We start from the raw sequence: 25,215 nt of genomic DNA, 5'->3' as shown, positions 1-25,215 counted from the left end.
TATAAATCAAGCCCGCCGGTTGCGGGCCCGGGCAAGGCGGCCTAGGCAAGCGCGCCCCATGGCGCGGTTGCCTGAGCCATGGATTTATTGCTGGAATGGATAAATCGCGCCCAGGTCCAGCAACTGCGTCAGTTCGTCCAGCGCGGTGCGAACCTCGTTAAGCAGCGAGGGATCCGCCAGATCGTCCTGATTCAGCCGGTCGCGGTAATGCTTGTCGACCCAGAGGTTAAGGCGGTCAAACAGCGCCGGCGTCATCAGCGTGGCGGGATTCACCGCGCCCTGCTCCTGCGCAGTAAGGATCACGCGCAAACGCAGGCACGCCGGACCGCCGCCGTTACGCATGCTCTCGCGCAAATCGACGACGCTCACCCGGTCTATCGCCCGGCCTTCGGCCGCCAGCTCATTAAGATATGCCCAGACGCCATCATGCTCGCGGCACTCCTGCGGCACCACAATAGTCATCTTGCCGTCCCGGCGGCTTAATAACTGGCTGTTGAATAAATAGGTCGCCACCGCGTCGGCCACGGACACGCGCCGCGCCGGCACTTCGAGCGCCGTCAATTCCTGGCCGAGCTGCGCCAGCGCGCGGCTTAGCCGCTCACGGACCCCCTCTCCCCCGGCGAACGCCTGTTGATGATAAAACAACACCTGTTCATTGCTGACGGAAATCACGTCATTATGGAATACGCCCTGGTCGATGACGGCGGGATCCTGCTGGACCATCAGACAACGTTCCGGCGCCAGCAGGTGCAGGCGCGCCACGGCTTCGCTGGCCTCACGCGTCTGCCTGGCGGGATAACGCCCCGGTTCGCTGCCCGCCTCCAGGCCGCTTTTGCCATACACGAACATTTGTACCCCCGGGGAATCATAACGTCCCAGGCGATTATGGTTTGCCGCGCCCTCGTCGCCGAACAGCGCGGACTGGGGCAACGCCTCATGGTGGCGGAAAAAGCGCGCGTCTCGAAACACCGCCCGCAGGATAGCCCCTGTGGTTTCGGCCTCTATGGCGCGATGGAATTTATTATGCAGGTTGGCGGGGGTAAAGTGCACCCGGCCGTCGGCGCTGTCCGCCGACGGGCTGACGGTGGCCGCGTTGGCGACCCACATTGCCGACGCGGAACTGAGTATCGACAACAATTGCCGGTGGTCGCGCGCCACCTGCGCCAGGATCTGCGCGTCGTTGCCGGTGAAGCCCAGACGCCGCAAATACGCTAAATGCGGCCGTTCATGGGGCGGCAATACCCCCTGCATAAATCCCGCGTCGGACAACGCTTTCATTTTGGCCAGCCCTTGCCGGGCGGCCAGTCGCGGATTGGCATCTTCGCGCCGGTGGCGCGTCGAGGCTTCGTTGCCGAAGGAGAGGCCCGCATAATGATGGGTGGGGCCGACCAGGCCGTCGAAGTTCGCTTCAACACAATGCTGCATGGGCACATCCTGTTTGCTGTGGTGAGGTTGAGCCCGCGCGCGTGCGGCCGTCCGCATACAGCGTCGCCGCCCGCAGCGCTTGCCCCGGCGCCAGGCCGAGCGCGGCGGCCGTGGCAAGGTCAATTTCCAGTGATTCGCGGCCGATTTCACACCGGCAGGCCACGGCGCGAAAACCCTGGTAGTCCTCATTGGCCAACAGGCACCAGGCGGCGTCTTGATTGTGGCGCCCGGCGTCGCCATCCGCCATGATTTGCGCCGTCACCCTGCGGCTGTCGCGCACCGTGCGAATCTGATCAATTTCGGCCTCGAGCGTCGGGCCGCCGTCGAAAATATCGATATATCCCTGGTAACGCAGCCCCTCGGATTCCAGCAGCGCCCTGGCCGGCTCGGTCTGCGGGTGTACCCGGCCGATGACTGCGCGGGCCTCCGGCGCCAGGAAATCCACGTACAGCGGATGCTTGGGCATCAGTTCGGCAATAAACGCCTTGTTGCCGGTACCGCTTAAATAATCGGCGCGGGCAAAGTCAATGGAAAAAAACCGCTGGCCCAGATTGGCCCAGAAAGGAGAATAGCCCTGTTCATCGCAATAGCCGCGCATTTCGGCGAGTACGCGCTGGCCGAAATAATCGCGGAAGGCCGCCATAAACATCAGCCGCGCCTTGACCAGCAACTGGCCGTTGGCGCCATGGCGATAGTCGGGATCGAGAAATAACGTACAGAGTTCGCTCAGGCCGGTATGATCGTTGCTCAGGTAAAGGGTCGGCACGGCGTTATAAACATTTAACGCCGTGGAGGCATGCACCAGGGTGCCGACGCGGAAATTATACCAGGGTTCCTTGAGGCCCACCGCCACCTCGATGGCGCTGACCCCGACCACCTTGCCCCGGTCGCTGTCTTCCAGCGCGAACAGATATCCCTGCTCGCCGCGCGCGAGGCCGCCCTGCCAGGTGCGCACCGATCGATCGATGCGGGCCGCCAAAACCTCCTCATTCGCCGGCAGGGAGGTCAGTCCCGCGCCGGCCTTGCCCGCCAGCGTCAGGATATCCAGCAGGTCACGGTGTTCTACCGGTCGGATGATCATCATAATTACTACTCCTCGCCACGCCATGGGGCATAAAACGGTTTTCAACCGATCGCACGATAAACGGGCACCTAAAAGGGCGCCGGGTTGCCGATAACGTGCCGGGCCTTTCCCTGCCTGCAAGTCACGGGCAAACACGCCAGCTGATAATGAGTATAGATTGCACACAACGTGCCAGCTATAGCCAGATAAATGAATAAAATTTATTGGTGTCTTTAAAAACAATAAGTTACACGACATCATTATTCATTTTTAATGAATAAAAAATGAATATTATGCATTGCCGGCGGGGTTGCGCGCTTAAAGGGAATAATTTATGCACCCCGTCGCAGCGGGTGACAGTGGGGCCGGAGAGACGGATTAAAAGTGCGAAACGCCGGCGCGGCATCGCCCTCTTGGCGCCAGCGCTTTAAAAAAGTGCAGTAACGCACCATGGCAGGGCGCCGGCCCTGTGTTCCAGGCGCGCAATAATGCGCGCGCGGTAAGCCAGGCCCGGCTAATCGAAGACCGCGCCGGCGGTTCCGAGCGCTAACGGCGGGTCGACTTTCAGCACAATCCAGTTCGAGGTGACGCGCTGCTGTTTTTCATCCTCCACCGTCAGCGAGAGATGATATTCGTTGCTGGCTCCCGCCTCGTCATGCCATTGCGGCATGATAATCGTCCAGCCGTCGGGCTGATTGCTGCGGGGGGGCGGCGTCAGGCTCAGGGCGTGGGTATCGCCTTGCCAACTGACGGCGGTAATGGTATTGCGGGCGACGACCTCGGGTTTAAGCTCAAGGGATTCACCGCTGTGTAATGACCAGGGCGGGGTGGCGAGAAAAACCGACAGCGTTTTTCGTTGCCGGAACGCCAGCACCGGGGCATTGTTGCGCGCCACCAAATCATAGCGGCTGCCGCGCAGCGTGTGCGCCTGCGCAACGTTGCGTGATGAAAGCTGTTGTTCCAGGGGCACGCCCAGGCGGTAATTGACCGTCAGGGCATAGTTATCCTGCGATTCTCCGCTGTCGCCCTGCGTATGGCTGGCCGTCAGGGTCATCAGCGGCACCGGGGTATAATTAACGCCAAATGCAAACGCCGCGGGGTCGTTGCGATAATTGCCGCTATCAAACAAATCCACATTATCGCCGTAGTAGCGCTCATATTTGACCGAGGCGCCCAGCTGCCGGTAAAAGGGCAGGTAACCGCGCGTCGTCAGGTCATAGCCGCCGGCCGTTTGGCGCAGGAACCTGGCGGAATTTTGTTCGGCTTTCATGGCGGACAACGGATAATAGAAATTAGTGGACAGGCTGAGATAATCGCCGCTGGCCTCGGCGCCGACGGCGCCGCGCCGCAGGGAGTCATGGGCGAGAAACTGGTCGTAAAACAGGTTATAGCCCACCTGCCAGCGGCCGGCGTTCCAGCGCTGCCCGAGGCCGATATTCGCCACCGCGCCCTGCGCCGACCCCTGCACGCCGACCTGGCTGAACGTCAGCGCCCGGTTGGGATTATCCCACAGCGGCAACAGCAGTTGTCCTGAACTGCCGGCCAGATCCCCCTGGGGCGAGACATCGAGCGAGATGCTGGAATACCCCAGCGGCTGCAGCATGCTTTCGCTTTGCTGCTGCAGTTGCGTCAACACTTTTTCTTTTGCCTGTTCGACCAGATAAGAACGCCACGACCGATCGCTGGCGTCATTGTTCGCCTCGGCCAGCTGTTTTGCCAGGGTGGCGAGTTTCTTTTCCGTTTCACTTTCGTTTAAATTCCCGCCGCCTAAATCGGGTAGGCTCTGGTGTTCGGAATTTACTGCAACGGAATTATTCTGTGAGGTGGACGAATCCGTAGTCAATGCCGCTGCGCTTAAAGAGAGCCACCCCAGGCATCCAACCACCAGCGGCAGAAAATAAGCGCATACCTGATCCATACGCACATAGGGCATAAGGACAATATCCCTCTCAGTTCACACCCGGTAAACAAGGCATGGTGCTTTGATGACCGGCTCAATGCCGGACTGCTCATAAAGTAACCCGAGAAAGGCACTATACCATAAACCCGTGACGGTCATGAACCTCCTATCCAGCTCAGTATTTTAAACTACAATTATTAAGCTGCTATGCTTTACTCGGCACCTGCCCGCCACAAAAAAGTCATATAAGACTAAGGCCCGGAGATAACGATATGAAACCCTTAGAAAAGGAACGATTCAATGGCTTAGAATGGCTGCGCTTTTTGCTCGGTTGTTATGTCATGCTTTACCATACCGCCCATACCTATCCCCAGCTACAAAGCATCAGGGGAATAGGCGAACTGACCAGCATGGGATTTTTCGCCACCAGTTCTTTTTTTGTCTTGTCCGGTTTCCTGCTGGCGCATGTCTACGTCCGCGGCAATCAGCTGCGCGAGCCGGCCACCACGTTCTGGGCCAAACGTTTTTTTAACCTTTACCCGATTCATATCGTGGCGCTGGTGTCCTCCATCCTGGTCATCGCCCTGATGCAATGGCTGGCGATCCCGCCGGACGGGCCCGGCGCCAGCGTGCGCTTCGTGGTCTACGATACCAATGACATACTCGGGCAAACCAATCCGGAGCTGTTCCGCCATTATATGGATAACGCTCAACTGGCGTTCAACAGCGTTTTACAATTGCTGATGCTCCAGGCCTGGAACCCCTACTTCCTGACCTTTAACGCGCCGCTGTGGTCGCTTTCCACGCTGTTTTTCTTTTATATCCTTTTCCCCTGGTTTGCGCCGCGGCTGATGAACGCGCGCAGGACCTGGCTCTGGCTGGCGGTGATCTGGGCGCTCTACCTGCTGCCGCCGGCCTGGGTGGTATGGCAACATTTATACGGCATTCCTTATACCGGGCTGCTGCAGCGGGTGCCGATTTTTCGCGTGCCGGAGTTTTTTGGCGGGATACTCGGTTATGCCTTGTTCCGCCGCGCCCGGTTAAAAGAACAGGTTCTCAGCCGCTGGCAGCGTCGCGCCATGGCCTGTTTCATCCTGGTCTGCTTCCTGGTTGCCGCCGCGCTGTTTACCCATGGCCCCAAGTACTGGTATTTCCTGCTGCATAACGGCCTGCTGCTGCCGTCGCAAATCGCGCTGATTTATCTTTGCGCCCTGGCGCGCACGCCTGACAGCGAATGGCTGCGGCATTGGTCTACACGCCTGGGAGCGGCGTCGCTGTCCATGTTTGCGCTGCATGTGCCGCTGTTCAATCTCGCGCGCACCCTGGAACAATTTTTTCGCGGCGATCCCAAAGCCTGTTTCAGCGATTGGCCCGGGTGCATCGCGGCGGCCGGCGACGTACAGCCCTCCCTGGGCGGCTACCTTATTTATATGCTGACGACTATCGCGCTATGCGTGCTGTTCCAGGAACAGTTTGTGGCGCGCATGCGTAAACGCCTGGTGGCACGCTACCTGACCAAAGAGGCGCGGGTCGGGCGTATCGGCGCCCCGGATCGGTCCCATTCCTGAGCACGGCGAGGCCCTCCCGGTCAATGCCGGCCGGGAAAAGGTAAGCCGGACGTCGTCAAGGTAAGCCCTCGCAGCCGGGAGTCGCGGTTTTCAATATGAAGCGGTTGCTGAACAACCGGCGCCCCGTACCGGGGGCCGGTGATGTCACAGCGCCAGTGGGGAGCCGTCAAAGGGATGACGGTTTATAGCGGAGCGCGCCTGCAGCAGTTGGCGGACGTGTTTTACTAATTCAACCATACATTCATCATGCATCCCGTGGTTATTCAGCTCTTGTTCCAGCGCAAACAAATATTGCGCATTGGTACCGAGCGGACCGCTGGCACAGGCAATTAACGGGGCGATAATCTGCGAACGGGTATCCGCTTCAAAAAAAGGATGCTTTGGATCCATCACAAACGCCAGCGCCGTGACTTTTTCATCCCCTTCAAGCTGAAGCTCCGTCCAGGTGGGAATATAGCAGCCGGTAAGCATTTCCCGCTTCCATAACAGTTCGAGTTCCTCATGCAGTTTGGCTTCCGGCAACCTGAAGGCCAGGCCGGTGGTCTGGCCGCCTTCTTTGAGCGCCAGCATCCTGCCGGGCTGAGTGGCGGTGCCGCGCCCGGCGGTAAGACGCAGGCAAAAGGCGCGATGCCACCCCATCAGCGTTGCGGGACTGACTTTATCGGCTTCAAATATCGGGTTCCACATTAAAGAGCCGTAACCAAAGATCCACACCGGGCTATTATCCGGCCTGCGGGAAAGCGTACATTGCAGTGAGGCATGGCGTTGTTCAGGGGACAGTAACAGCGCCTCGTCTATAATGCCGAAGGCGGTTTTACAATCGGCTTTCTGTAAAAAGTCACGTGTTAACACTCGTTTTTCTTCTCCCGGCTGACAATCGCCACACACTAAGGTAAAGCCGTTCACCCGACACTAACAATAAGAATTATGTAAGAGTCAATTATTTTATTGTGAACATTATGACATTATTCGTTTATCGGGACGCTGGCAAGTTTGATCTTTATCACGTTAAAAAAAGCAGCGGCCCTGCCCGGCGCTAAAATCCGGCGATGGGTGGCCGCTGCTGTCGGGAAGGAAGGTGGCGGGAATGGATGGCGGTCGTCAGGTCCGGTTATTTCTTGGGATGCCATCGATCGTCATCGCCTTTCTGGTAACCGTGCTTTACCGCCGCCCAGGCGACCTTGTGCGCGGTTTTCTCGCGGGATTCATCCCCGCGCCGCTCCGACTTATCGGCATATTGATCCCAGGCGTGGTTGAACGCCTCGCGATAAATATCCTGGGCATGCTTGGGTAAAACGTTGGTCACGCTGTCCGGTAAGTCTGAATTGCTTTTATAGGGCATGGTGCGTCTCCTTGGCGAACATGGCTAAGTGTCACTTAAGTATAGAAACTTTGCGGGCACGCGCCAGGCCGGCCGGGGGAAAAACGGGACACATAAATTTATTTATAGATATCTGATAGGCACACTGCCACGAAACAGGCGGATAAAGACGATTAGATGAATAACATAAGATGATTAAAGGGGATATTTTTTGTATTTTACTAGCTTATAATGTGACTTGCCCGATAAAAATCATCTTATAGCCTGTTTTTCCCATCGCTTCCGGATTATTTTCTTCAAGACGGATATTTATACATAACTTGACATTTTATACAGCCGTTTTCTGGTAGGCTTATTCCATAAATTTTATCGTTGGCGCCTGGTTATAATGATAACCGGTAGCAAGCCTGACTCTTTGCAAGGAGATTACCTATCATGAAATCCGCCGATCAGGGGATCAAAACGCGTCACAAGGAATATACCCTGCTGTTTCCCATTGCAGCGCTGGCGGTATTGATAGTATGGGGCGCCACGCCCACTTTCGCCGTGACGGTCATCATCAATCTTATCGCCCTCATCGCCATCCTTGTCAGCGCGTTTAACGTCGTGCGCCATGCCGACGTGCTGGCGCACCGGCTGGGAGAACCCTTTGGTTCGCTGATCCTCAGCCTGTCGGTGGTGATCCTCGAGGTGAGCCTGATTTCGGCGCTGATGGCCACCGGCAATGCCTCGCCCGGCCTGATGCGCGATACCCTGTTTTCGGTCATCATGATTGTCACTACCGGCTTGGTCGGTTTTTCCCTGCTGCTGGGCGGGCGTAAATTCGCCACCCAGTCGGTGAACCTGGCCGGCATCAAGCAATACCTGATGGCCATCATCCCGCTGGTGGTGATTGTGCTGGTGCTGCCCACGGCCCTGCCGGATGGCAATTTCAGCATCGCCCAGGCACTGTTTGCCGCCGCTATCTCCGCCGCCATGTACGGCGTATTCCTGTTGATACAGACTAAAACGCACCAACGCTATTTTATCTACGAGCATGAAGACGGCGACGACGATGATTCCCACGGCAAACCCTCCGCACACAGCTCCAAATGGCACGGCATTTGGCTACTGTTGCATCTGCTGGCGGTGGTAACCGTGACCAAGTTCAACGCCGGTCCGCTGGAACAACTGCTCGGTGATTTGCATGCGCCCCAACAATTCACCGGCTTCCTGGTCGCGCTGCTGATCCTGTCGCCCGAGGGCCTGGGCGCCATCAGGGCGGTGCTTAAAAACCAGGTGCAACGCGCCATGAATTTGTTTTTCGGTTCAGTGCTCGCCACCATTTCCCTCACGGTGCCCACCGTCACCATCATCGCCATCCTGACAGGCCATCCGCTGGCGTTCGGCCTGGGCATGCCGCAAGTGGTGGTGTTGTTAACCGCCATGATCCTGTGCCAAATCTCCTTTTCAACCGGCCGTACCAATGTATTGAACGGAACCGCGCATCTGGCGCTTTTCGGTGCTTATGTGATGACCCTCATGCTGTAGGGCCGACGGCATTTCCTCCCTCATATTGAAGGGGTTAGCGGGCGTCCGCCGTTCCAGGGCCCCGTACTCGTCTACCGGCGAGATAAAAAAATCGAACCGGTATTTCCCTTACCCGGCGCGATAAAGCCCTTTCTTCCGCTGATAAGAAAGAATTTTAAGCAAAATATTCGCCATATCGGTTCTTTTTCACCTATTTGATGATGTAGCGCTGGTGTTCCGTTCATCATAACTGGTATTTTAGTGTCTCTTTACGACGGACCGCACGGCCCGCCCTGCTCACGTTTTGGCTCGTTGTTTTAATGAAAAATCATCTCTTCACCGGTCTTCGCCCGTTCAGCGCGCTTATTGACGCCTGCTGGAAAGAACCTTACACCACCCAGCGCTTTATCAAAGACATCATCGCCGGTATTACCGTCGGCATCATCGCCATTCCCCTGGCCATGGCGCTGGCCATTGGCAGCGGCGTGGCGCCCCAGTACGGCCTGTATACCTCCGCCGTGGCGGGTATTGTCATCGCCCTGTGCGGGGGTTCCAGGTTTAGCGTGTCGGGTCCGACCGCGGCCTTTGTGGTCATACTTTATCCGGTGTCGCAACAGTTCGGGCTTGCCGGTTTGCTGATTGCCACCCTGCTTTCCGGCGTGATCCTGGTGATTATGGGTTTTGCCCGGCTGGGCAAGCTTATCGAGTTTATTCCGCTCTCGGTCACACTGGGCTTTACCTCGGGCATTGCCATCACCATCGCCACCATGCAAATCAAAGACTTTTTTGGTCTTACCCTGCCCGTGGTGCCGGAGGAGTATGTCGGCAAGGTAGCGGCGCTTTTCGCGGCGTTGCCGACGTTCAATCCCGGAGATACGCTGATTGGCATAGGCACCATGGCGGTGCTGGTCTATTGGCCACGCCTGGGCATCCGTTTCCCGGCGCACCTGCCGGCGCTGATAGCCGGCTCCGGCATCATGGCGGTGCTGTGGCTATTTGATATGCCGGTGGCGACCATCGGCACCCGTTTCGGTTATATCCTGGCGGACGGCACCCATGGGCAGGGTATTCCCCCGATCCTGCCGCAGTGGCTGCTGCCGTGGACGCTGCCCGATGTGCACGGCGTGCCGATGGGCTTAAACTGGCATACCGTTTCCGCCCTGCTGCCCGCCGCATTCTCGATGGCGATGCTCGGCGCGATTGAGTCGTTGCTGTGCGCCGTGGTGCTTGACGGCATGACCGGCAAAAAGCATCAGTCTAATAATGAACTTATCGGACAGGGAGTGGGCAATATCATCGCGCCGTTCTTCGGCGGCATTACCGCCACCGCCGCCATTGCGCGTTCGGCGGCCAACGTGCGCGCCGGCGCCACCTCGCCGGTGTCGTCGCTGGTACATTCCCTGCTGGTGCTGCTGGCGCTGCTGGTGCTGGCGCCGGCCCTGTCCTATCTGCCCCTGTCGGCCATGGCCGCGCTGCTGTTGCTGGTAGCCTGGAACATGAGCGAGGCGCGCAAGGTCATTTACCTGCTGCGCCGGGCGCCCAGGGACGATATCGTGGTCATGCTGCTGTGCATGTCGCTGACGGTATTGTTCGATATGGTGATCGCCATTACGGTGGGCATCGTCCTGGCCTCGCTGCTGTTTATGCGCCGTATCGCCGCCATGACCCGTATCAGCGAATTGCCGCAAAGCACCAGCGGCAAGCTCAGGGCGCTGCGGGTCAACGGTCCGCTGTTCTTTGCCGCCGCCGAACGCATTTTTGAGGAAATCGCCGTGCTGACGGCGCAGGATGACGTGATTATTCTGCAATGGGATGCGGTGCCGGTACTGGATGCCGGCGGCCTGCAGGCGTTTGTGCACTTCAGCGAAAACCTGGCGGCGGGCAAACGCCTGGTGATAACCGATATCCCCTTCCAGCCGCTGAAAACGCTGGCGCGGGCCAATATCCATCCCATCCCCGGCCGGCTGGCATTCTACAGCACGTTGGAACAGGCGCTGGCGGAGGAAGCCAAATAAGCCAACACCGGGCTTAATGCCGCCGTGTTAAAGGGAACCCGTGCCGATGGGGTCGAATCGGGCGTGGTGTTCCGCCCGACCGAGCGCCCCATGGCACGGTAAGCCCGCCAACACCGGGCTTAAAGCAGCCGTGTTCAAGGGAGACCGTGCCTATGGGGTCGAATCGGGCGTGGTGTTCCCGCCCGACCGAGCGCCCCATGGCACGCTAGGCCCGCCAACACCGGGCTTAAAGCAGCCGTGTTCAAGGGAGAGCGTGCCTATGGGGTCGAATCGGGCGTGGTGTTCCCGCCCGACCGGGCGCCCCATGGCACGCTAGGCCCGCCAACACTGGGCTTAAAGCAGCCGTGTTCAAGGGAGAGCGTGCCTATGGGGTCGAATCGGGCGTGGTGTTCCCGCCCGACCGAGCGCCCCATGGCACGCTAGGCCCGCCAACACCGGACTTAAAGCAGCCGTGTTCAAGGGAGACCGTGCCTATGGGGTCGAATCGGGCGTGGTGTTCCCGCCCGACCGAGCGCCCCATGGCACGCTAGGCCCGCCAACACCGGGCTTAAAGCAGCCGTGTTCAAGGGAGAGCGTGCCTATGGGGTCGAATCGGGCGTGGTGTTCCCGCCCGACCGAGCGCCCCATGGCACGCTAGGCCCGCCAACACCGGACTTAAAGCAGCCGTGTTCAAGGGAGACCGTGCCGATGGGGGTCGATGCAGACAGGACGTTAACTGCCCGTATCCAGCGCCGGAAAGCTTTTCACCAAATCGTCAATGGCTTTCATCTGCACCAGGAACGGCTCGAGCTTATCCAGCGGCAGCGCCGACGGGCCATCGCATTTGGCATGATCGGGATCGGGATGGGCCTCGATAAACAGCCCGGCAATACCCACCGCCATACCGGCGCGGGCCAGCTCGCCCACCTGCGCGCGACGACCGCCCGAGGCGGCGCCGAACGGATCTCGCGTCTGCAGCGCATGGGTCACGTCAAAAATCACCGGACAACCGCCGGAAACGCGGTTCATCACGTTAAATCCCAATATATCCACCACCAGGTTATCGTAGCCGAAATTACTGCCGCGATCGCACAGGATAACCTGCTCATTACCGGCTTCACGGAATTTATCAACGATATTGCCCACCTGCGACGGGCTGATAAACTGCGGTTTTTTAACGTTTATCACCGCACCCGTGCGGGCCATGGCCTCCACCAGATCGGTCTGGCGCGCCAGGAATGCCGGCAACTGTATCACGTCCACCACCCCGGCCACCGTCTGCGCCTGAGCCGCCTCATGCACGTCGGTAATGACCTTCACGCCAAACTGCGCTTTCAGCTCCTGAAAGATCTTCATGCCCTCTTCCAGGCCCGGACCGCGATAAGAGTGAATAGATGAACGGTTGGCTTTATCAAACGAAGCTTTGAACACATACGGAATACCCAGTTTTTGGGTCACGGTCACGTAATGCTCACAAATGCGCATGGCCAGATCGCGCGATTCAAGCACATTCATGCCGCCGAACAGCACAAAAGGACGATCGTTCGCCACCGGGATATCGCCGATATTCACCACAAGTTGTTTCATACCTGTACCTTATACTTTTTATCGACCTGCCGGCCGGGGTAATACCGTCCGGCATCGGGTTAATGTAGGGTCACCGACTTCTGCTCGATGGAATGTATCTGAACCTTGATCATTTCACTGATGGGATCTTCCGGACACTGCTCGACAAAATAATTCAGGTCCGAAAGCGCCACGTGATCACACTCCAGCTGGGCATAAATCAAACCGCGATCGCGGATTTCATAAGGATCGTCGGGATCAAATTCCAGCATCGCCTCGCTGGCGCCCAGGGCCAGCTCCATCTGTTTTTCGTCCATCAGCGCCGATTTTAAGGTGTCGAGCAATTTACGCACCACGGTATTGTTATCCGCTTCTTCCAGATCTTCATCCGCCAGCTCGATACCGGTGCCGATATTGCCGCGCAGCCAAATATCCAGCGTATGCTCATCAAGGGTATCGCCGTTAATCGGGTTGATAAGCCACATCTCGCCGTCAAGCCAGCCCGCGCGCAGTATCATCTGGGTAGGGAAAATCACCGGCAGCAGGGGAATGCCCATGGACTGCGCCACATGCAGCAGGATAATGCCCAACGACGCAGGCAGACCCTGGCGGCGCTCCAGCACATTATCAAGCCACAGGGCGTCCGACAGGCGATACACGCCGCCAACGCCGCCAAATCCCCAGGTACGATAAAACAGCTTGAGCAAAAGCCCAAGCTGTTCGTCCTGGTTCAGCTCCACCGAGATCTGCTCCCGCGCGTCCTCGGCCAGCAAACGCAGCTGCTGGCGAACGCTATCGGCGGGAAAATCCTCCCGGATGGCGAGGGAAATACGTATGACACCCTCGCTAAGCGGTGAAAGATTATATTCAAAATCCGCAATATTACTCATAGAAATCCTGTCAGCAGGGGAAGCTTACTGCTAGCCAGCCGGTAAATAGTGTACAGACACGCCAGCCCGCAGATAAATGCCAGCCAGCGGATTTTTTCGCGCCGCGTATTGTTGCCCAGCGCAACAGAGCCGAGCAGGATATAAATAACGACCAACACCAGTTTATCCAGCAGCCAGCGGCCGTCGGCGGTGAAGGGAGAAATGCCCGAGAGGATAATCAGCGTGACGCCGGATATCAATAACAGGGTATCGTTGATATGCGGGACAATGCGCACCCACCCTTTGCTCAGCAGGGTGGAACCGCGCCAGCGCCAATAAAAACGGATGATAAACAGCGTAATGGTGATCCATACCGTTGTTAAATGTAAGTACTTGATGGTCATGTAAGCACTCATCACTGCTCCAGCATCCTATAACCGGCGGGTCTTAACCCGGCCATTGTCCCATTGTTACGCGTTCATTGCCGCCATAATCCCGCCGGGAACCCACCAGGACGAAACCGGCGCGCGCCAACAGGCCGCGCACCGCCTCGCCCTGATGCCAGCCATGCTCCAGCGCCACCCAGCCACCGGGATGCAGGTGGTCGGCGGCGCCCACGACGATGGCCGTCAAATCGGCCAGTCCGTTATCGTCCGCCACCAGCGCGCTTTGCGGCTCGAAACGCACGTCTCCCTGATGCAGATGCGGGTCGTCCACGGCGATATAGGGCGGATTACTCACAATAAGGGTATAGCGCATTCCCTGCAATGATTTAAACCAACTTCCCGTCGCGAAGCGCGCATTGGCGATACCCAGCTGCAGGGCGTTCTCACGCGCCAATGCCACCGCCTCGGGCCGCAAGTCCACGCCGGTCACCCGCCATGACGGCCTTTCGCTGGCCAATGCCAGGGCAATGGCGCCGGTGCCGGTGCCCAGATCCAGCACCTGCGCCGGCTGGTCGGGCAGCAGCGCCAGCGCCTGCTCCACCAAACATTCGGTGTCGGGACGCGGGATAAGCGTGGCGGACGAAACCTTAAGCTTCAGGGACCAAAATTCACGCTCGCCGGTCAGGTAGGCTATCGGTTCCCCCGCCGCGCGCCGCAACAGCAGGGCGTCGAGTCGCGCAAGCTCCTCCGGCGTCAGGGGTGTTTCGCCAAAGGCCAGCAGCCAGGTACGCGCACGTCCGGTGACAAAACCGAGCAGGATTTCGGCATCCCGTCTAGGGCTGTCGCCGCCGGCGAGCCGGCGCGCGGCGCCATCAAGCCACTGGCCGCACTGCATCAGGATTGCTCTGCCAGCGCCGCCAGCTGATCCGCCTGGTACTCCTGCATGATCGGCTGGATCAGCATATCCAGTTTGCCTTCAATCACTTCATCCAGGCGATAAAGCGTCAGGCCGATACGGTGATCGGTCACGCGCCCCTGGGGGAAATTATAGGTCCGGATACGATCGGAGCGATCGCCGCTGCCCAGCAGGTTGCGGCGGGTCGACGCCTCCTCCAGCTGGCGCCGGCGCACCTCGGCCGCGCGCAGCCTGGCGCCCAGCACCGCCAGCGCCTTGGCTTTGTTCTTGTGCTGCGACCGTTCGTCCTGGCATTCAACCACCAGGCCGGTTGGAAGATGGGTAATGCGGATGGCGGAATCGGTGGTATTGACGTGCTGGCCGCCCGCGCCGGAGGACCGAAAGGTATCGATACGCAAATCCCCGGCATTGATCACCGGCAATTCCTCTTCCGGGATTGCGGGCATGACCGCCACCGTGCAGGCGGAAGTGTGGATGCGGCCCTGGGATTCGGTTTCCGGCACCCGCTGCACGCGATGGCCGCCGGACTCGAACTTCAGCTGGCCATAGGCGCCGTCGTTGTCTATTTTAGCGATCACTTCCTTGTAGCCGCCGTGCTCGCCGTCGCTGGCGCTGACGATCTCTACCCGCCAGCGCCGGGTTTCGGCAAAGCGGCTGTACATCCTGAACAGATCGCCGGCAAAGATGGCGGCTTCGTCGCCGCCGGTGCCGGCGCGCACTTCCAGGAAACAGCCGCGTTCATCATCCGGGTCTTGCGGCAGCAGCAGCAACTGCAACTGCTGCTCCAGCTCTTCCTGCAATGCTTTTAACTCTTTCAGTTCTTCTTGCGCCATATCGCGCATTTCCGGGTCGTCGAGCATCGTTTCCGCGGTGTGGATATCCTCCTGTACCTGCTGCCAGCGCTTAAAGGACGCGGTAACATCGGTCAGCTGCGCATATTCTTTCGACAGCGCGCGAAATCTATCCTGATCGTTAATGATGCCGGCGTCGCCAAGCAACACCTCGACTTCTTCTTGGCGCTCTTGCAACGCTTCCAGTTTGGCAACGATAGAAGGCTTCATAGGTGATGGTTTTACCTTATTAGTATAATGAGCTAGTCCAGTCCCAGACTGTCCCGCAGGATTTGCAGCCGTTCGACATCACCGTCACGGGCGGCCTGTTGCAGTGATTTGGTTGGAGCGTGGATAAGACGATTGGTCAGGCGGTGGGCCATGTCGCGGATCACCGCCTCGGGGTCGGCGCCGAGCCTGATGGCCGCCACGGCGCGCTCCTCTATTTCCGCACGCAGGCTATCGGCCTGGGAACGGAAATCGCGAATGGTTTCCACCGCGCTTTGCGCGCGCAGCCAGCCCATGAAATCCAGGCATTCCTGCGCGACGATGGTTTCGGCCTGGACGGCCGCCGACTGTCGCTGGGCGAGGTTTTTTTCAATAATGGCCTGTAAATCATCCACCGTATAAAGATAGGCGTTGGGGACCTTGCCCACGTCCGGCTCGATATCGCGCGGCACCGCGATATCCACCAGCAACATCGGCTGGTTGCGGCGCTGCTTCATAGCCCGCTCGACCATGCCCTTGCCGATAATGGGAAGCGTGCTGGCGGTGGAACTGATAATGATATCGGCACTGGCCAGGCGGTCGTCGAGCCCGGCCAGGTCGATGACCTGCGCCCCGACCTCGTCAGCCAGCAGTTGCGCGCGCTCGCGGGTGCGGTTGGCGATGATCAGCTGCTTGACATGGTGCTCACGCAGATGACGCGCAACCAGTTCGATGGTTTCGCCGGCGCCGACCAGCAGCACCGTGACATCGGCCAGGGATTCAAAAATCTGCCGCGCCAGGGTACAGGCGGCAAACGCCACCGATACCGCGTTGGACCCGATTTCGGTTTCAGTGCGCACCCGCTTGGCGACGGAAAAGGATTTCTGGAATAAGCGTTCCAGCTCGCCGGAAACGGTATGCCCGCGTTGGGAATCCGCAAAGGCTTTTTTTACCTGCCCGAGGATCTGCGGCTCGCCCAGCACCATGGAATCCAGCCCGCTGGCGACCCGCATCAAGTGGCTGACCGCGCCGTCGTCCAGATGCCAGTAGAGGCTTTGGCGCACCTCGTCCGGCTGCAAATGATGATAATCGCATAACCAGCCCACCAGCGATTCCTTGAAATTTTCCTGCTGCGCCACGCTTAGGTATAATTCGGTCCGGTTGCATGTAGACAGCACGACGCCGCCCCGCACCAGCGGTTGCTGGAGCAGGCTGACCAGCGCCTGGTCAAGGGTTTCGGGCGAAAACGCTATCCGCTCGCGTAACGCAACCGGCGCCGTTTTATGATTAATACCTAATGCGAGCAGGGTCATGGAATACGGCTATTAAATAATACGAGTGTTAGTATGGTTATGGTTTGAGTGCATTCTACTTGATGCGCGTGATCAAGAAAAGTCACACCGCATTTTCGACCTATCAGGGCGTGGCGCCGGTAATGAAATAAATGCCGCTTAGCGTGAAAATTGACGCTATCATGGTGTTAAACACCGGACAAAACGCCTTACCCACGAGAAAATTAAGGAAGCAGTTCCCTATGCCGAAGCGTATTCCCGCCTACTACCGCGTATTGCCGCTGGCCGGCCTGCTACTGGCCGCCTGTAGCGTCCACACGCCCTCAGGCCCCGCTAAAAGCCAAACCTCCCCCGAGTGGCAACAGCATCAACGCTCGGTGTCGCAGCTGTCCAGCTACCAGACGCGCGGCTCTTTCGCCTATATTTCCGGCCAGCAAAAAGTCTATGCCCGCTTTAACTGGCAGCAAACCGGCGCCGATCGCTACCGCCTGCTGCTGACCAATCCGCTCGGCAGCACCGAAATGGATTTGAACGTGCAGCCCGGTGTGGCCCAGATTACCAATAACCAGGGTAAGAAGTATGTCAGCAACGATCCGCAGCAGATGATCCAAAAGCTGACCGGCATGAATATTCCCCTCGACAACCTGCGTAAATGGATGCTGGGGCTGCCGGGCGACGCCACCGATTTCACCCTCGATTCGCGCGGCTTGCTCAAACAGGTCAACTACAGCCAGGACGGCCAGCAATGGACGGTGGTTTACCTGGGCTACCATGACGACAGCCGGCCGGTGCTGCCGGCCAATCTGGAACTGCGCCAGGGCGAGCAGCGTATTAAACTCAAAATGGACAGCTGGACCCTGCAATGATTCATCAATGGCCGGCGCCGGCTAAACTCAATTTATTTTTATATATTACCGGCCGGCGGCCCGACGGCTACCATCAGTTGCAAACGCTGTTCCAGTTTCTTGACTACGGCGATACGCTGACCATCGAGCCGGTCGCAGGCGGGGATATCCGGCTGCTGACGCCCCTTGCCGGCGTACGCGACGACGATAACCTTATCGTCCGGGCGGCGCGGTTGCTGCAGCGTCGCCGGTGGGGGGCTAAAAATAATTCCGCCCTGCCCGGCGCCGATATTCGCCTGGTTAAACGCCTGCCGATGGGCGGCGGGCTCGGCGGGGGATCCTCCGACGCCGCCACGGTGCTGGTGGCCCTTAATCATCTGTGGCGCTGCGGCCTTGAGCAGGAAGCGCTGGCCCGTCTGGGCCTCGAACTTGGCGCCGACGTACCGGTGTTCGTGCGGGGCCACGCGGCCTTTGCCGAGGGAATCGGCGAAATATTGACCCCGGCCGATCCGCCGGAAAAATGGTACCTGGTCACCCTCCCCGGCGTAAGCATATCGACGCCGGCGATATTCGCCGATCCGGCGTTAAAAAGAGACTCGCCGGTACGCGCGCTGGAGGCGTTATTAGCGCAGCCTTTTCATAATGATTGTGAGCCAATCGCAAGAAAACATTTTTACGAGGTTGAACAGCATCTTTCATGGCTGTTAGAATACGCGCCGTCGCGACTGACTGGCACCGGCGCTTGTGTATTTGCCGAATTCGATACCGAGTCCGCCGCCCGTCAGGTGCTGGAGCATGCCCCGGCGTGGATGCGTGGTTTTGTGGCGCGAGGCGTTAACGTTTCGCCGCTGCACCGCGTGTTGACCGGGGCGCATTAAGGTAACCGGACCGTTATGCCGCCGCTAGGTGACGGTTCCGCCAGGTTATCTCGATTTATCTTTACCCGTGTGGCATTGCCCTGTATGGCGCTCCGGTCCCGAGTGTTATGCTGTGCAATACCTTCTCTGGACGCAAGCCTGAGGTTCTTCTCGTGCCTGATATGAAGCTTTTTGCTGGTAACGCCACCCCGGAACTAGCACAACGTATTGCCAACCGTTTATATACCAGTCTTGGTGACGCCGCTGTAGGTCGCTTTAGCGACGGCGAAGTCAGCGTGCAAATCAATGAAAATGTACGCGGTGGTGATATTTTCATCATCCAGTCCACCTGTGCGCCAACCAATGACAACCTGATGGAACTGGTGGTCATGGTCGACGCGTTACGCCGCGCATCCGCCGGTCGTATCACCGCCGTTATCCCCTATTTTGGTTATGCCCGCCAGGATCGGCGCGTGCGTTCCGCACGTGTGCCCATCACCGCGAAAGTGGTGGCGGACTTCTTATCCAGCGTAGGGGTTGACCGTGTCCTGACGGTGGACCTGCACGCGGAACAGATCCAAGGCTTCTTTGATGTTCCGGTCGACAACGTTTTCGGCAGCCCGATTCTGCTGGAGGATATGCTGCAGCAGGATTTGGAAAATCCGATCGTGGTATCGCCGGATATCGGCGGCGTGGTACGCGCCCGCGCCATCGCCAAATTGCTGAACGATACCGATATGGCCATCATCGATAAACGCCGTCCGCGCGCAAACGTTTCCCAGGTGATGCATATCATCGGTGACGTGGCGGGCCGCGACTGTGTGTTGGTGGACGATATGATCGATACCGGCGGCACCCTGTGCAAAGCGGCGGAGGCGCTGAAGGATCGGGGCGCAAAACGTGTTTTTGCCTATGCCACCCATCCGATTTTTTCCGGTAATGCGTTCGACAACATCAAGAATTCGGTTATCGATGAGGTCATTGTTTGCGATACCATTCCGTTGGATCCCAAGATTAAAGCACTGCCCAACGTCCGTACCCTGACCCTGTCGGGCATGTTGGCCGAGGCCATTCGTCGCATCAGCAACGAAGAATCCATCTCCGCCATGTTCGAGCATTAATAGCCGCCGACGTCGCCGCCCCGGCGGCGCGCCTTGCTCATTCCACGCCACGGCGATCGGCCGGCGTGTGGTTTAGCCCCCGGATACGGGCCGCCCGGCCCGCCCGTATTAGTGTTTCCCGCTTTTTATGCAAAAAAAATCCCGAACCCGTAAGCAGGTTCAGGACAGGAAATAAAACCAGTCATCGTTGATATTAATCTATGTCGTTGTTTTTTCAATTGTTATCGCCCGCGTTAACGGACAGTGAGAGACACAAGCCGCTGTTTCGACGGCGGCGTTAAATGACCGGTTGCCAACCAGCGGCGCCAATAAAGACCTCCGCCGGATTAGTGCATTTGTCAAAAACCTGGCTCGACCTGCCGGCGCTTAATGATGTCCGGTACGACGGCAGCGGGAATCAAACCTGCGATGCCACCAGTAACGATCGCTGATGCGTTCGTGCCCGCCCATGCGCGCCCCTGCAACCCATAACAAGGCGCCGATAAAAATACCCATGATGGCGCTATGCGCGACCAATGGCGTAAAGTGCAATTGCGGAAGCTGATTTAATACTGAACAGGCAAGCCCTGCGAGCATCATTATCATACCTACGCCCATCAGGCTGTTGCCACATAAGAGTGCTGATTTGCGTTTCATCGTTCACCTCCGGGTTACTCAATGAAATCGTGAATTGTTCATTCGTCGTCCTTATCAATCTGTGTAAAGTATAGTCAATATCTTGCTAAAGGCATCGTGCCCGCGATCACAGAGTTGACAATAAGTCACACAAATCATAATTCCCTGTCATTTTGTTTTTAAAAGAAATTGATCTCGATCAATGAGATGCGCAATAGCGTGCCGGCACGCGGAATTGCAGCTTTTTTGAACGGCCGGTCACAGCCTGGGGCCAGGGATTACCTCATGATCGGATCAGACGAGAGGAGGTGACTATGTACACTGACGATCTGGAAGTGATAACCAGCCTCGGACTTGCACTGACGATTATCATTCTGTTTTGCGCGTTGCTGTAACGGGCGGGTTTACAAATCAAGGCTCATGTCGACGCAAGACAGATAGCGTTGCGCCGAGGCGGAATAATATTGCCCCTCGCTCAGAATGCTGAAACCGCGGCGGCGATAGAATTGCACGGCGTTCGGCGTCGAGGCCAGGGTTAAACGGGTTATCCCCCGGGTTTTCGCCTCGCTGATAATCCGCGCCAGGATACGCGCGGCATATCCCCTGCCCTGGTACGCCGGCAGGGTAAAGATGGCCTCCACCGACGCCCTTTTGATATCCTGGAACCCCGTTGCCACAGGCCCGCCGGCGGCTGTCGCGGCAATGACGAAAAAAGGATTTTGCGTGATGCAGGCAACAAAGCCCGCCGGCATGATGTCCGGCGTAAAAGCCATGATAGTGTCGGCATCATACACGTCCACGCAGCGGGCCCGGATGGCCTGATTGCGGATTAGCCATAATGCCTGCGCCTCCTGGGCGCGCGCCAGCCGCAGTTCCATAATGCCCCCATGACGTTTTCATGCGTTACACATCATCCCATTATTGCCATCAATCCGCCGGCAACGAAAGCGTGTTTTCGCGCACCAGGGCACCCGCAAGGCCATGAGGCTTGCCCGACGGGGTGATGACACTTCGCTAAGCCGCTGCGGCGCAAATCTGTTAACATGACCGCGGGATCACCGGCGCAGGACCACGGCCGCCTGATTTCCCGTTGTGCGTTGGTCTGTTTAATCGAGAGCAATAGTTGAGAATGAAACCGTAATGACTATCAAGTTGATTGTTGGCCTGGCGAATCCGGGCGCGGAATATGCCGCCACCCGCCATAACGCGGGCGCCTGGTATGTGGATCTGCTGGCGGAACAGTTTCGCCAGTCCCTCAGGGAAGAGAGCAAATTCTACGGGTATACCGCCCGCCTGGCGATTGCCGGACAGGACGTCAGGCTGCTGGTCCCGACCACCTTTATGAATCTGAGCGGCAAGGCGGTCGCCTCTGTTGCCACGTTTTACCGTATTCTGCCGGAAGAAATCCTGGTGGCGCACGATGAGCTGGATCTGTTGCCGGGCAACGCCCGCTTGAAGCTGGGCGGCGGCCATGGCGGCCATAACGGCCTGAAGGATATCATCAGCCGGTTGGGCAATAATCCCAACTTCCATCGTCTGCGTATCGGCATCGGCCATCCGGGCGACAAAAGCAAAGTGGTGGGTTTTGTGCTGGGCAAGCCGCCGGCCAGCGAACTGGACTTAATCGATCAAGCCGTGGCTGAGGCGGTTAAATGCACCGAGATCTTAATCCAGGAAGGCCCGGTAAAAGCGATGAATCGCCTGCACGCCTTCAAAGCCGCCTGATGGCTCCCCGATCCGGAGCAAAAACGGTCTGCCGCCGCGTGCGGACCTATACCAGGCGATGACCCCGGTCGCCCGGCGCCAATCGAGTTATGCGCGGTTTATGTGTATAATGGGGCATTAACGTATTGATGGTACGGTAAGACTAAATTAACCATCTGATAATAAAGCTATTTAAGGTGATATAACCATGGGTTTCAAATGCGGTATTGTGGGTCTGCCGAACGTGGGTAAGTCCACGCTATTCAATGCCTTGACCAAAGCGGGAATTGAAGCGGCCAATTTTCCGTTCTGTACGATTGAACCGAATACCGGCGTGGTGCCGATGCCTGATCCGCGCCTGGACCAGCTGGCGGCCATCGTCAAGCCGCAGCGTATCGTGCCGACCACCATGGAATTCGTTGATATCGCCGGCCTGGTCAAAGGCGCGTCGAAGGGCGAAGGACTGGGCAACCAGTTCCTGACCAATATCCGCGAAACCGAGGCCATCGGCCATGTGGTGCGCTGCTTCGAGAACGATAATATCATCCACGTTGCCGGCAAAGTCGACCCGGTGGATGATATCGACGTGATTAATACCGAGCTGGCGCTGTCCGATCTGGAAGCCTGCGAACGCGCTATCTTCCGGGTGCAAAAACGCGCCAAGGGCGGCGATAAGGATGCCAAGATCGAGCTGTCCGCGCTGGAAAAATGCCTGCCGCACCTGGGCAACGCCGGCATGCTGCGCACGCTCGATCTCAATGAGGAAGAAAAAGCGGCTATCCGTTATCTCAGCTTCCTGACGCTTAAGCCGACCATGTATATCGCCAACGTCAATGAAGACGGCTACGAAAACAACCCCTACCTGGATAAAGTCCGGGCTATCGCCGCCGGGGAAGGCTCGGTTGTGGTGGCGGTTTGCGCCGCGGTGGAATCCGATATCGCCGAACTGGAAGAAGAGGAGCGCGCGGAATTCATGGCGGAACTGGGGCTGGAAGAACCGGGCCTGAACCGGGTGATCCGCGCCGGCTACGAGTTGCTGAACCTGCAAACCTACTTTACCGCCGGGGTCAAGGAAGTGCGCGCCTGGACCATCCCGGTCGGCGCCACCGCCCCGCAGGCGGCCGGTAAAATCCATACTGATTTCGAAAAAGGTTTTATCCGCGCCCAGACCATCGCGTTTGAAGATTTTATTGCCTATAAAGGCGAGCAAGGCGCCAAGGAAGCCGGCAAGATGCGCTCCGAAGGCAAGGAATATATCGTCAAGGATGGCGATGTGATGAACTTCTTGTTTAACGTCTAATAGCGATTGTCGCATCATGAGATATCAGTGAATCTCACGAAGACCGATTTACCTGATTAAAACCCACGCCATGGCGTGGGTTTTTCTTTTCATGGTGTCTCACGTCATCTCATAAAAGCGCAGCCAGCATTCACCCAGACCGATAGCAGTTGCGAACGGTTCGATAAAACGCTATGGCACACTTCTCTTAGATAACGTAAAAAGCCGTAGGGCGATCTTGATACATTACCATCAGCTTTTGATGAGGGGCAGGCTCACTATACTAAGCAGCATAGCGTTGAGGCGCCGTTATGTGAACTTGACGAGATCCTTGAAGATCAGTTTACCCCAGGTATTGCCCCTGGCCTGGACGAGCAGGCCGCCATCCTTGAGCGGTCCTAGCGCAATCGGCGCGAAACCGAGCTGTTCCGCGAGAACCGCGACCGGCGCCAGCGCATTTTCGTCATCGCTCGACAAAAACACGACGCGGCTGCCGCCATTCACGCTCGGATCAGCGGCCAGAACGCCGGCGGCCAGATGGTTAAAACCCTTTACGAACCCGGCGTCGGTAAAGGCTTTGGCGACAACCGCGGACGACGGCTGATCTTGCAAGTCTTCAACGGCAACGCCGAAAGCATTGGTCATGTCGATGACGGTCTTGCCGCGCCAGGTGGTTTTCTGTTTCGCGACGTCCCGATGTTCCCAAAACGGCACCGCCAAAAAGATGATGTCGGACGCAATGGCATCCTGCAGCGTCCTGGGGACAACGGTGGGGCCGATCGCTTGTGCCCGCTGCATCAACGCTTCGGGAGGGCGACGGCTAGCGACGCTCACATTAATGTTCTTTCTTGCAAACGCCCGGGCGAGCGCCTGGCCTACCGCGCCAAAGCCAATAATCGAATAACTCATGCAAACTCTCCCTTCAGTAGGGGTGACCGGCAGCGTAAGCAGACATGGCAATACCCGCTGGACAATCACCGAAATCAGTCCCGTTAATTGAACGGGATGCCCTATTTATCGACATAACCCGGATCATCTCCGCCACGTTAGCGGGCCGCCACCCGCTTTCCAGCGCGATTTCAGATGGCCGAGGTGCCGCCGTCGACATACAATTCCACCCCATTCACGAAGCTCGATTCGTCTGAAGCAAGAAACAGCGCCACCGCCGCGATTTCCTCAGGCCCCCCCATCTTTCCCCGCGGCACCAGGGATTCGAAATACCGCTTCGTCTCTTCGTCGAAGAGTTGCTCTTGAATAGGGGTGGCGATCTGCCCGGGGCTCAGCACGTTCACCCGGATTTTGCGGCCCTTCAGTTCGTTGAGCCACCCGCGGGCGAATGCAAGCAACGTCGCCTTGCTCGCCGCATAGACGCTGAAACCAGGAAAACCTTTGATTGACGCAATTGACCCGGTCATAAAGATCGATCCGCCATCGTTAAACAGCGGCAACGCCTTCTGAACCGTAAACAGCGTGCCGCGCGTATTCAGGCCGAAGGTCGCATCGAAATGCTGCTCGGTAATCTCGCCGAGCGGGACGGCTTCTCCGGTGCCAGCGCTCGCGTACAAGACATCGATCTTGCCCTTTTCCCGTTTGACCGTCGCGAACAGGCGGTCGAGGTCGTCGAGATTGGACGCGTCGCCGCGCACGCCGGTCACGTTGCGCCCGATGAGCTTAACGGCCTCGTCAAGCGTCTCTTGCCTGCGGCCCGTGATAAAAACATAGGCGCCTTCTTCTACGAACCGCTTGGCGCTCGCCAGCGCCATGCCGCTTGAGCCACCCGTGATAACGGCAACCTTACCTTCCAACTTTCCCATGACGTTTCCCCTTTCATCGTGTCGGACAGCGTCTGTATTGCCATTGGTATCAGGACGCTGTATCTTGTGGATCACCGGTCCAGATCATTACACCAGTATCTGGACCACTGATCCAAATATACGGATCACTGACC

General features: G+C 58.0%; 23 protein-coding genes. 8 read left to right on the top strand and 15 right to left on the bottom strand.

Annotated features, from left to right (window positions below):
- Positions 1-84: 84 nt before the first annotated feature.
- The 3 genes from astB to ABUK12_RS03490 all read right to left on the bottom strand — a co-directional run bounded on the left by astB (position 85) and on the right by ABUK12_RS03490 (position 4,421).
- Entirely contained in the window at positions 85-1,425 is a 1,341-nt protein-coding gene (gene astB / locus ABUK12_RS03500) for an N-succinylarginine dihydrolase (protein WP_410014977.1), read from the bottom strand.
- The gene (gene astA / locus ABUK12_RS03495) at positions 1,409-2,509 is read right to left on the bottom strand and encodes an arginine N-succinyltransferase (RefSeq protein WP_410014976.1); all 1,101 of its coding nucleotides are present in this window, start codon (positions 2,507-2,509) and stop codon (positions 1,409-1,411) included. The genes astB and astA overlap by 17 nt, the downstream gene beginning before the upstream one ends.
- A gap of 493 nt (positions 2,510-3,002) precedes the next feature.
- Entirely contained in the window at positions 3,003-4,421 is a 1,419-nt protein-coding gene (locus ABUK12_RS03490; protein WP_410014975.1) for a YchO/YchP family invasin, read from the bottom strand.
- Between the two features lie 239 nt (positions 4,422-4,660).
- Here ABUK12_RS03490 and ABUK12_RS03485 point away from each other — a divergent pair, with 239 nt between their 5' ends.
- Complete coding sequence (locus tag ABUK12_RS03485; protein ID WP_410014974.1) at positions 4,661-5,956, top strand: acyltransferase family protein; 1,296 nt, start codon at positions 4,661-4,663, stop codon at positions 5,954-5,956.
- A gap of 144 nt (positions 5,957-6,100) precedes the next feature.
- Here ABUK12_RS03485 and ABUK12_RS03480 read toward each other — a convergent pair whose 3' ends face one another.
- Both ABUK12_RS03480 and chaB read right to left on the bottom strand, forming a co-directional pair.
- Positions 6,101-6,808, bottom strand: coding sequence for a gamma-glutamylcyclotransferase (locus tag ABUK12_RS03480; protein WP_410014973.1), 708 nt, complete (start codon positions 6,806-6,808; stop codon positions 6,101-6,103).
- A gap of 259 nt (positions 6,809-7,067) precedes the next feature.
- Positions 7,068-7,298: a putative cation transport regulator ChaB gene (chaB, locus tag ABUK12_RS03475; RefSeq protein ID WP_410014972.1), complete on the bottom strand. Its 231-nt coding sequence runs from the start codon at positions 7,296-7,298 to the stop codon at positions 7,068-7,070.
- 414 nt (positions 7,299-7,712) lie between these two features.
- Here chaB and chaA point away from each other — a divergent pair, with 414 nt between their 5' ends.
- Together chaA and dauA are read left to right on the top strand one after the other, a co-directional pair.
- On the top strand, positions 7,713-8,807 hold the full coding sequence (gene chaA, locus ABUK12_RS03470; RefSeq protein ID WP_410014971.1) for a sodium-potassium/proton antiporter ChaA: 1,095 nt from the start codon (positions 7,713-7,715) through the stop codon (positions 8,805-8,807).
- 299 nt (positions 8,808-9,106) lie between these two features.
- Positions 9,107-10,801: a C4-dicarboxylic acid transporter DauA gene (gene dauA, locus ABUK12_RS03465; RefSeq protein ID WP_410014970.1), complete on the top strand. Its 1,695-nt coding sequence runs from the start codon at positions 9,107-9,109 to the stop codon at positions 10,799-10,801.
- Between the two features lie 711 nt (positions 10,802-11,512).
- Here dauA and kdsA read toward each other — a convergent pair.
- Genes kdsA through hemA form a run of 6 tightly spaced genes read right to left on the bottom strand, consistent with a single transcriptional unit; the run spans position 11,513 to position 16,867 of the window.
- On the bottom strand, positions 11,513-12,367 hold the full coding sequence (gene kdsA / locus ABUK12_RS03460; protein WP_410014969.1) for a 3-deoxy-8-phosphooctulonate synthase: 855 nt from the start codon (positions 12,365-12,367) through the stop codon (positions 11,513-11,515).
- Positions 12,368-12,426: 59 nt separating this feature from the next.
- On the bottom strand, positions 12,427-13,236 hold the full coding sequence (sirB1, locus tag ABUK12_RS03455) for an invasion regulator SirB1 (RefSeq protein ID WP_410014968.1): 810 nt from the start codon (positions 13,234-13,236) through the stop codon (positions 12,427-12,429).
- A complete protein-coding gene (locus tag ABUK12_RS03450; RefSeq protein ID WP_410014967.1) occupies positions 13,233-13,631 on the bottom strand; it encodes a SirB2 family protein in 399 nt (132 codons plus the stop codon). Before ABUK12_RS03450 ends, sirB1 begins: the two co-directional genes overlap by 4 nt.
- A gap of 31 nt (positions 13,632-13,662) precedes the next feature.
- Positions 13,663-14,496: a peptide chain release factor N(5)-glutamine methyltransferase gene (gene prmC, locus ABUK12_RS03445; protein ID WP_410014966.1), complete on the bottom strand. Its 834-nt coding sequence runs from the start codon at positions 14,494-14,496 to the stop codon at positions 13,663-13,665.
- Complete coding sequence (prfA, locus tag ABUK12_RS03440; protein WP_410014965.1) at positions 14,496-15,578, bottom strand: peptide chain release factor 1; 1,083 nt, start codon at positions 15,576-15,578, stop codon at positions 14,496-14,498. The genes prmC and prfA overlap by 1 nt, the downstream gene beginning before the upstream one ends.
- Before the next feature lie 32 nt (positions 15,579-15,610).
- Entirely contained in the window at positions 15,611-16,867 is a 1,257-nt protein-coding gene (gene hemA, locus ABUK12_RS03435) for a glutamyl-tRNA reductase (RefSeq protein ID WP_410014964.1), read from the bottom strand.
- A 221-nt stretch (positions 16,868-17,088) separates the two neighbouring features.
- Between hemA and lolB the strand changes: the two genes are divergently transcribed.
- The 3 genes from lolB (at position 17,089) to prs (ending at position 19,669) form a co-directional block, all read left to right on the top strand.
- Entirely contained in the window at positions 17,089-17,712 is a 624-nt protein-coding gene (gene lolB / locus ABUK12_RS03430; protein ID WP_410014963.1) for a lipoprotein insertase outer membrane protein LolB, read from the top strand.
- Positions 17,709-18,569, top strand: a complete 861-nt coding sequence (gene ispE / locus ABUK12_RS03425) for a 4-(cytidine 5'-diphospho)-2-C-methyl-D-erythritol kinase (protein ID WP_410014962.1) — start codon at positions 17,709-17,711, stop codon at positions 18,567-18,569. The genes lolB and ispE overlap by 4 nt, the downstream gene beginning before the upstream one ends.
- Before the next feature lie 152 nt (positions 18,570-18,721).
- A complete protein-coding gene (gene prs / locus ABUK12_RS03420) occupies positions 18,722-19,669 on the top strand; it encodes a ribose-phosphate diphosphokinase (RefSeq protein WP_331122568.1) in 948 nt (315 codons plus the stop codon).
- 366 nt (positions 19,670-20,035) lie between these two features.
- On the opposite strand, the gene ychH is transcribed toward prs, so the two are convergent.
- Positions 20,036-20,305 (bottom strand): stress-induced protein YchH, encoded by a 270-nt coding sequence (gene ychH / locus ABUK12_RS03415; protein ID WP_410014961.1) that lies wholly within the window; start codon positions 20,303-20,305, stop codon positions 20,036-20,038.
- A 383-nt stretch (positions 20,306-20,688) separates the two neighbouring features.
- On the bottom strand, positions 20,689-21,162 hold the full coding sequence (locus tag ABUK12_RS03410) for a GNAT family N-acetyltransferase (protein ID WP_410014960.1): 474 nt from the start codon (positions 21,160-21,162) through the stop codon (positions 20,689-20,691).
- A gap of 262 nt (positions 21,163-21,424) precedes the next feature.
- On the opposite strand from ABUK12_RS03410, the gene pth reads away from it, so the two are divergent.
- Complete coding sequence (gene pth, locus ABUK12_RS03405; RefSeq protein WP_410014959.1) at positions 21,425-22,009, top strand: aminoacyl-tRNA hydrolase; 585 nt, start codon at positions 21,425-21,427, stop codon at positions 22,007-22,009.
- Positions 22,010-22,196: 187 nt separating this feature from the next.
- Positions 22,197-23,288 (top strand): redox-regulated ATPase YchF, encoded by a 1,092-nt coding sequence (gene ychF / locus ABUK12_RS03400; protein ID WP_410014958.1) that lies wholly within the window; start codon positions 22,197-22,199, stop codon positions 23,286-23,288.
- Positions 23,289-23,576: 288 nt separating this feature from the next.
- On the opposite strand, the gene ABUK12_RS03395 is transcribed toward ychF, so the two are convergent.
- On the bottom strand, positions 23,577-24,176 hold the full coding sequence (locus ABUK12_RS03395; protein WP_410014957.1) for an NADPH-dependent F420 reductase: 600 nt from the start codon (positions 24,174-24,176) through the stop codon (positions 23,577-23,579).
- 170 nt (positions 24,177-24,346) lie between these two features.
- Positions 24,347-25,081, bottom strand: a complete 735-nt coding sequence (locus ABUK12_RS03390) for an SDR family NAD(P)-dependent oxidoreductase (RefSeq protein WP_410014956.1) — start codon at positions 25,079-25,081, stop codon at positions 24,347-24,349.
- Positions 25,082-25,215 lie beyond the last annotated feature (134 nt).

Source organism: Sodalis sp. C49, from assembly GCF_046352915.1.
In the GTDB taxonomy this organism is placed as follows: domain Bacteria; phylum Pseudomonadota; class Gammaproteobacteria; order Enterobacterales; family Enterobacteriaceae; genus Acerihabitans.
The sequence above is the reverse complement of the archived record's forward strand: the minus strand, read 5'-3'. Positions and strand labels throughout refer to the sequence as shown.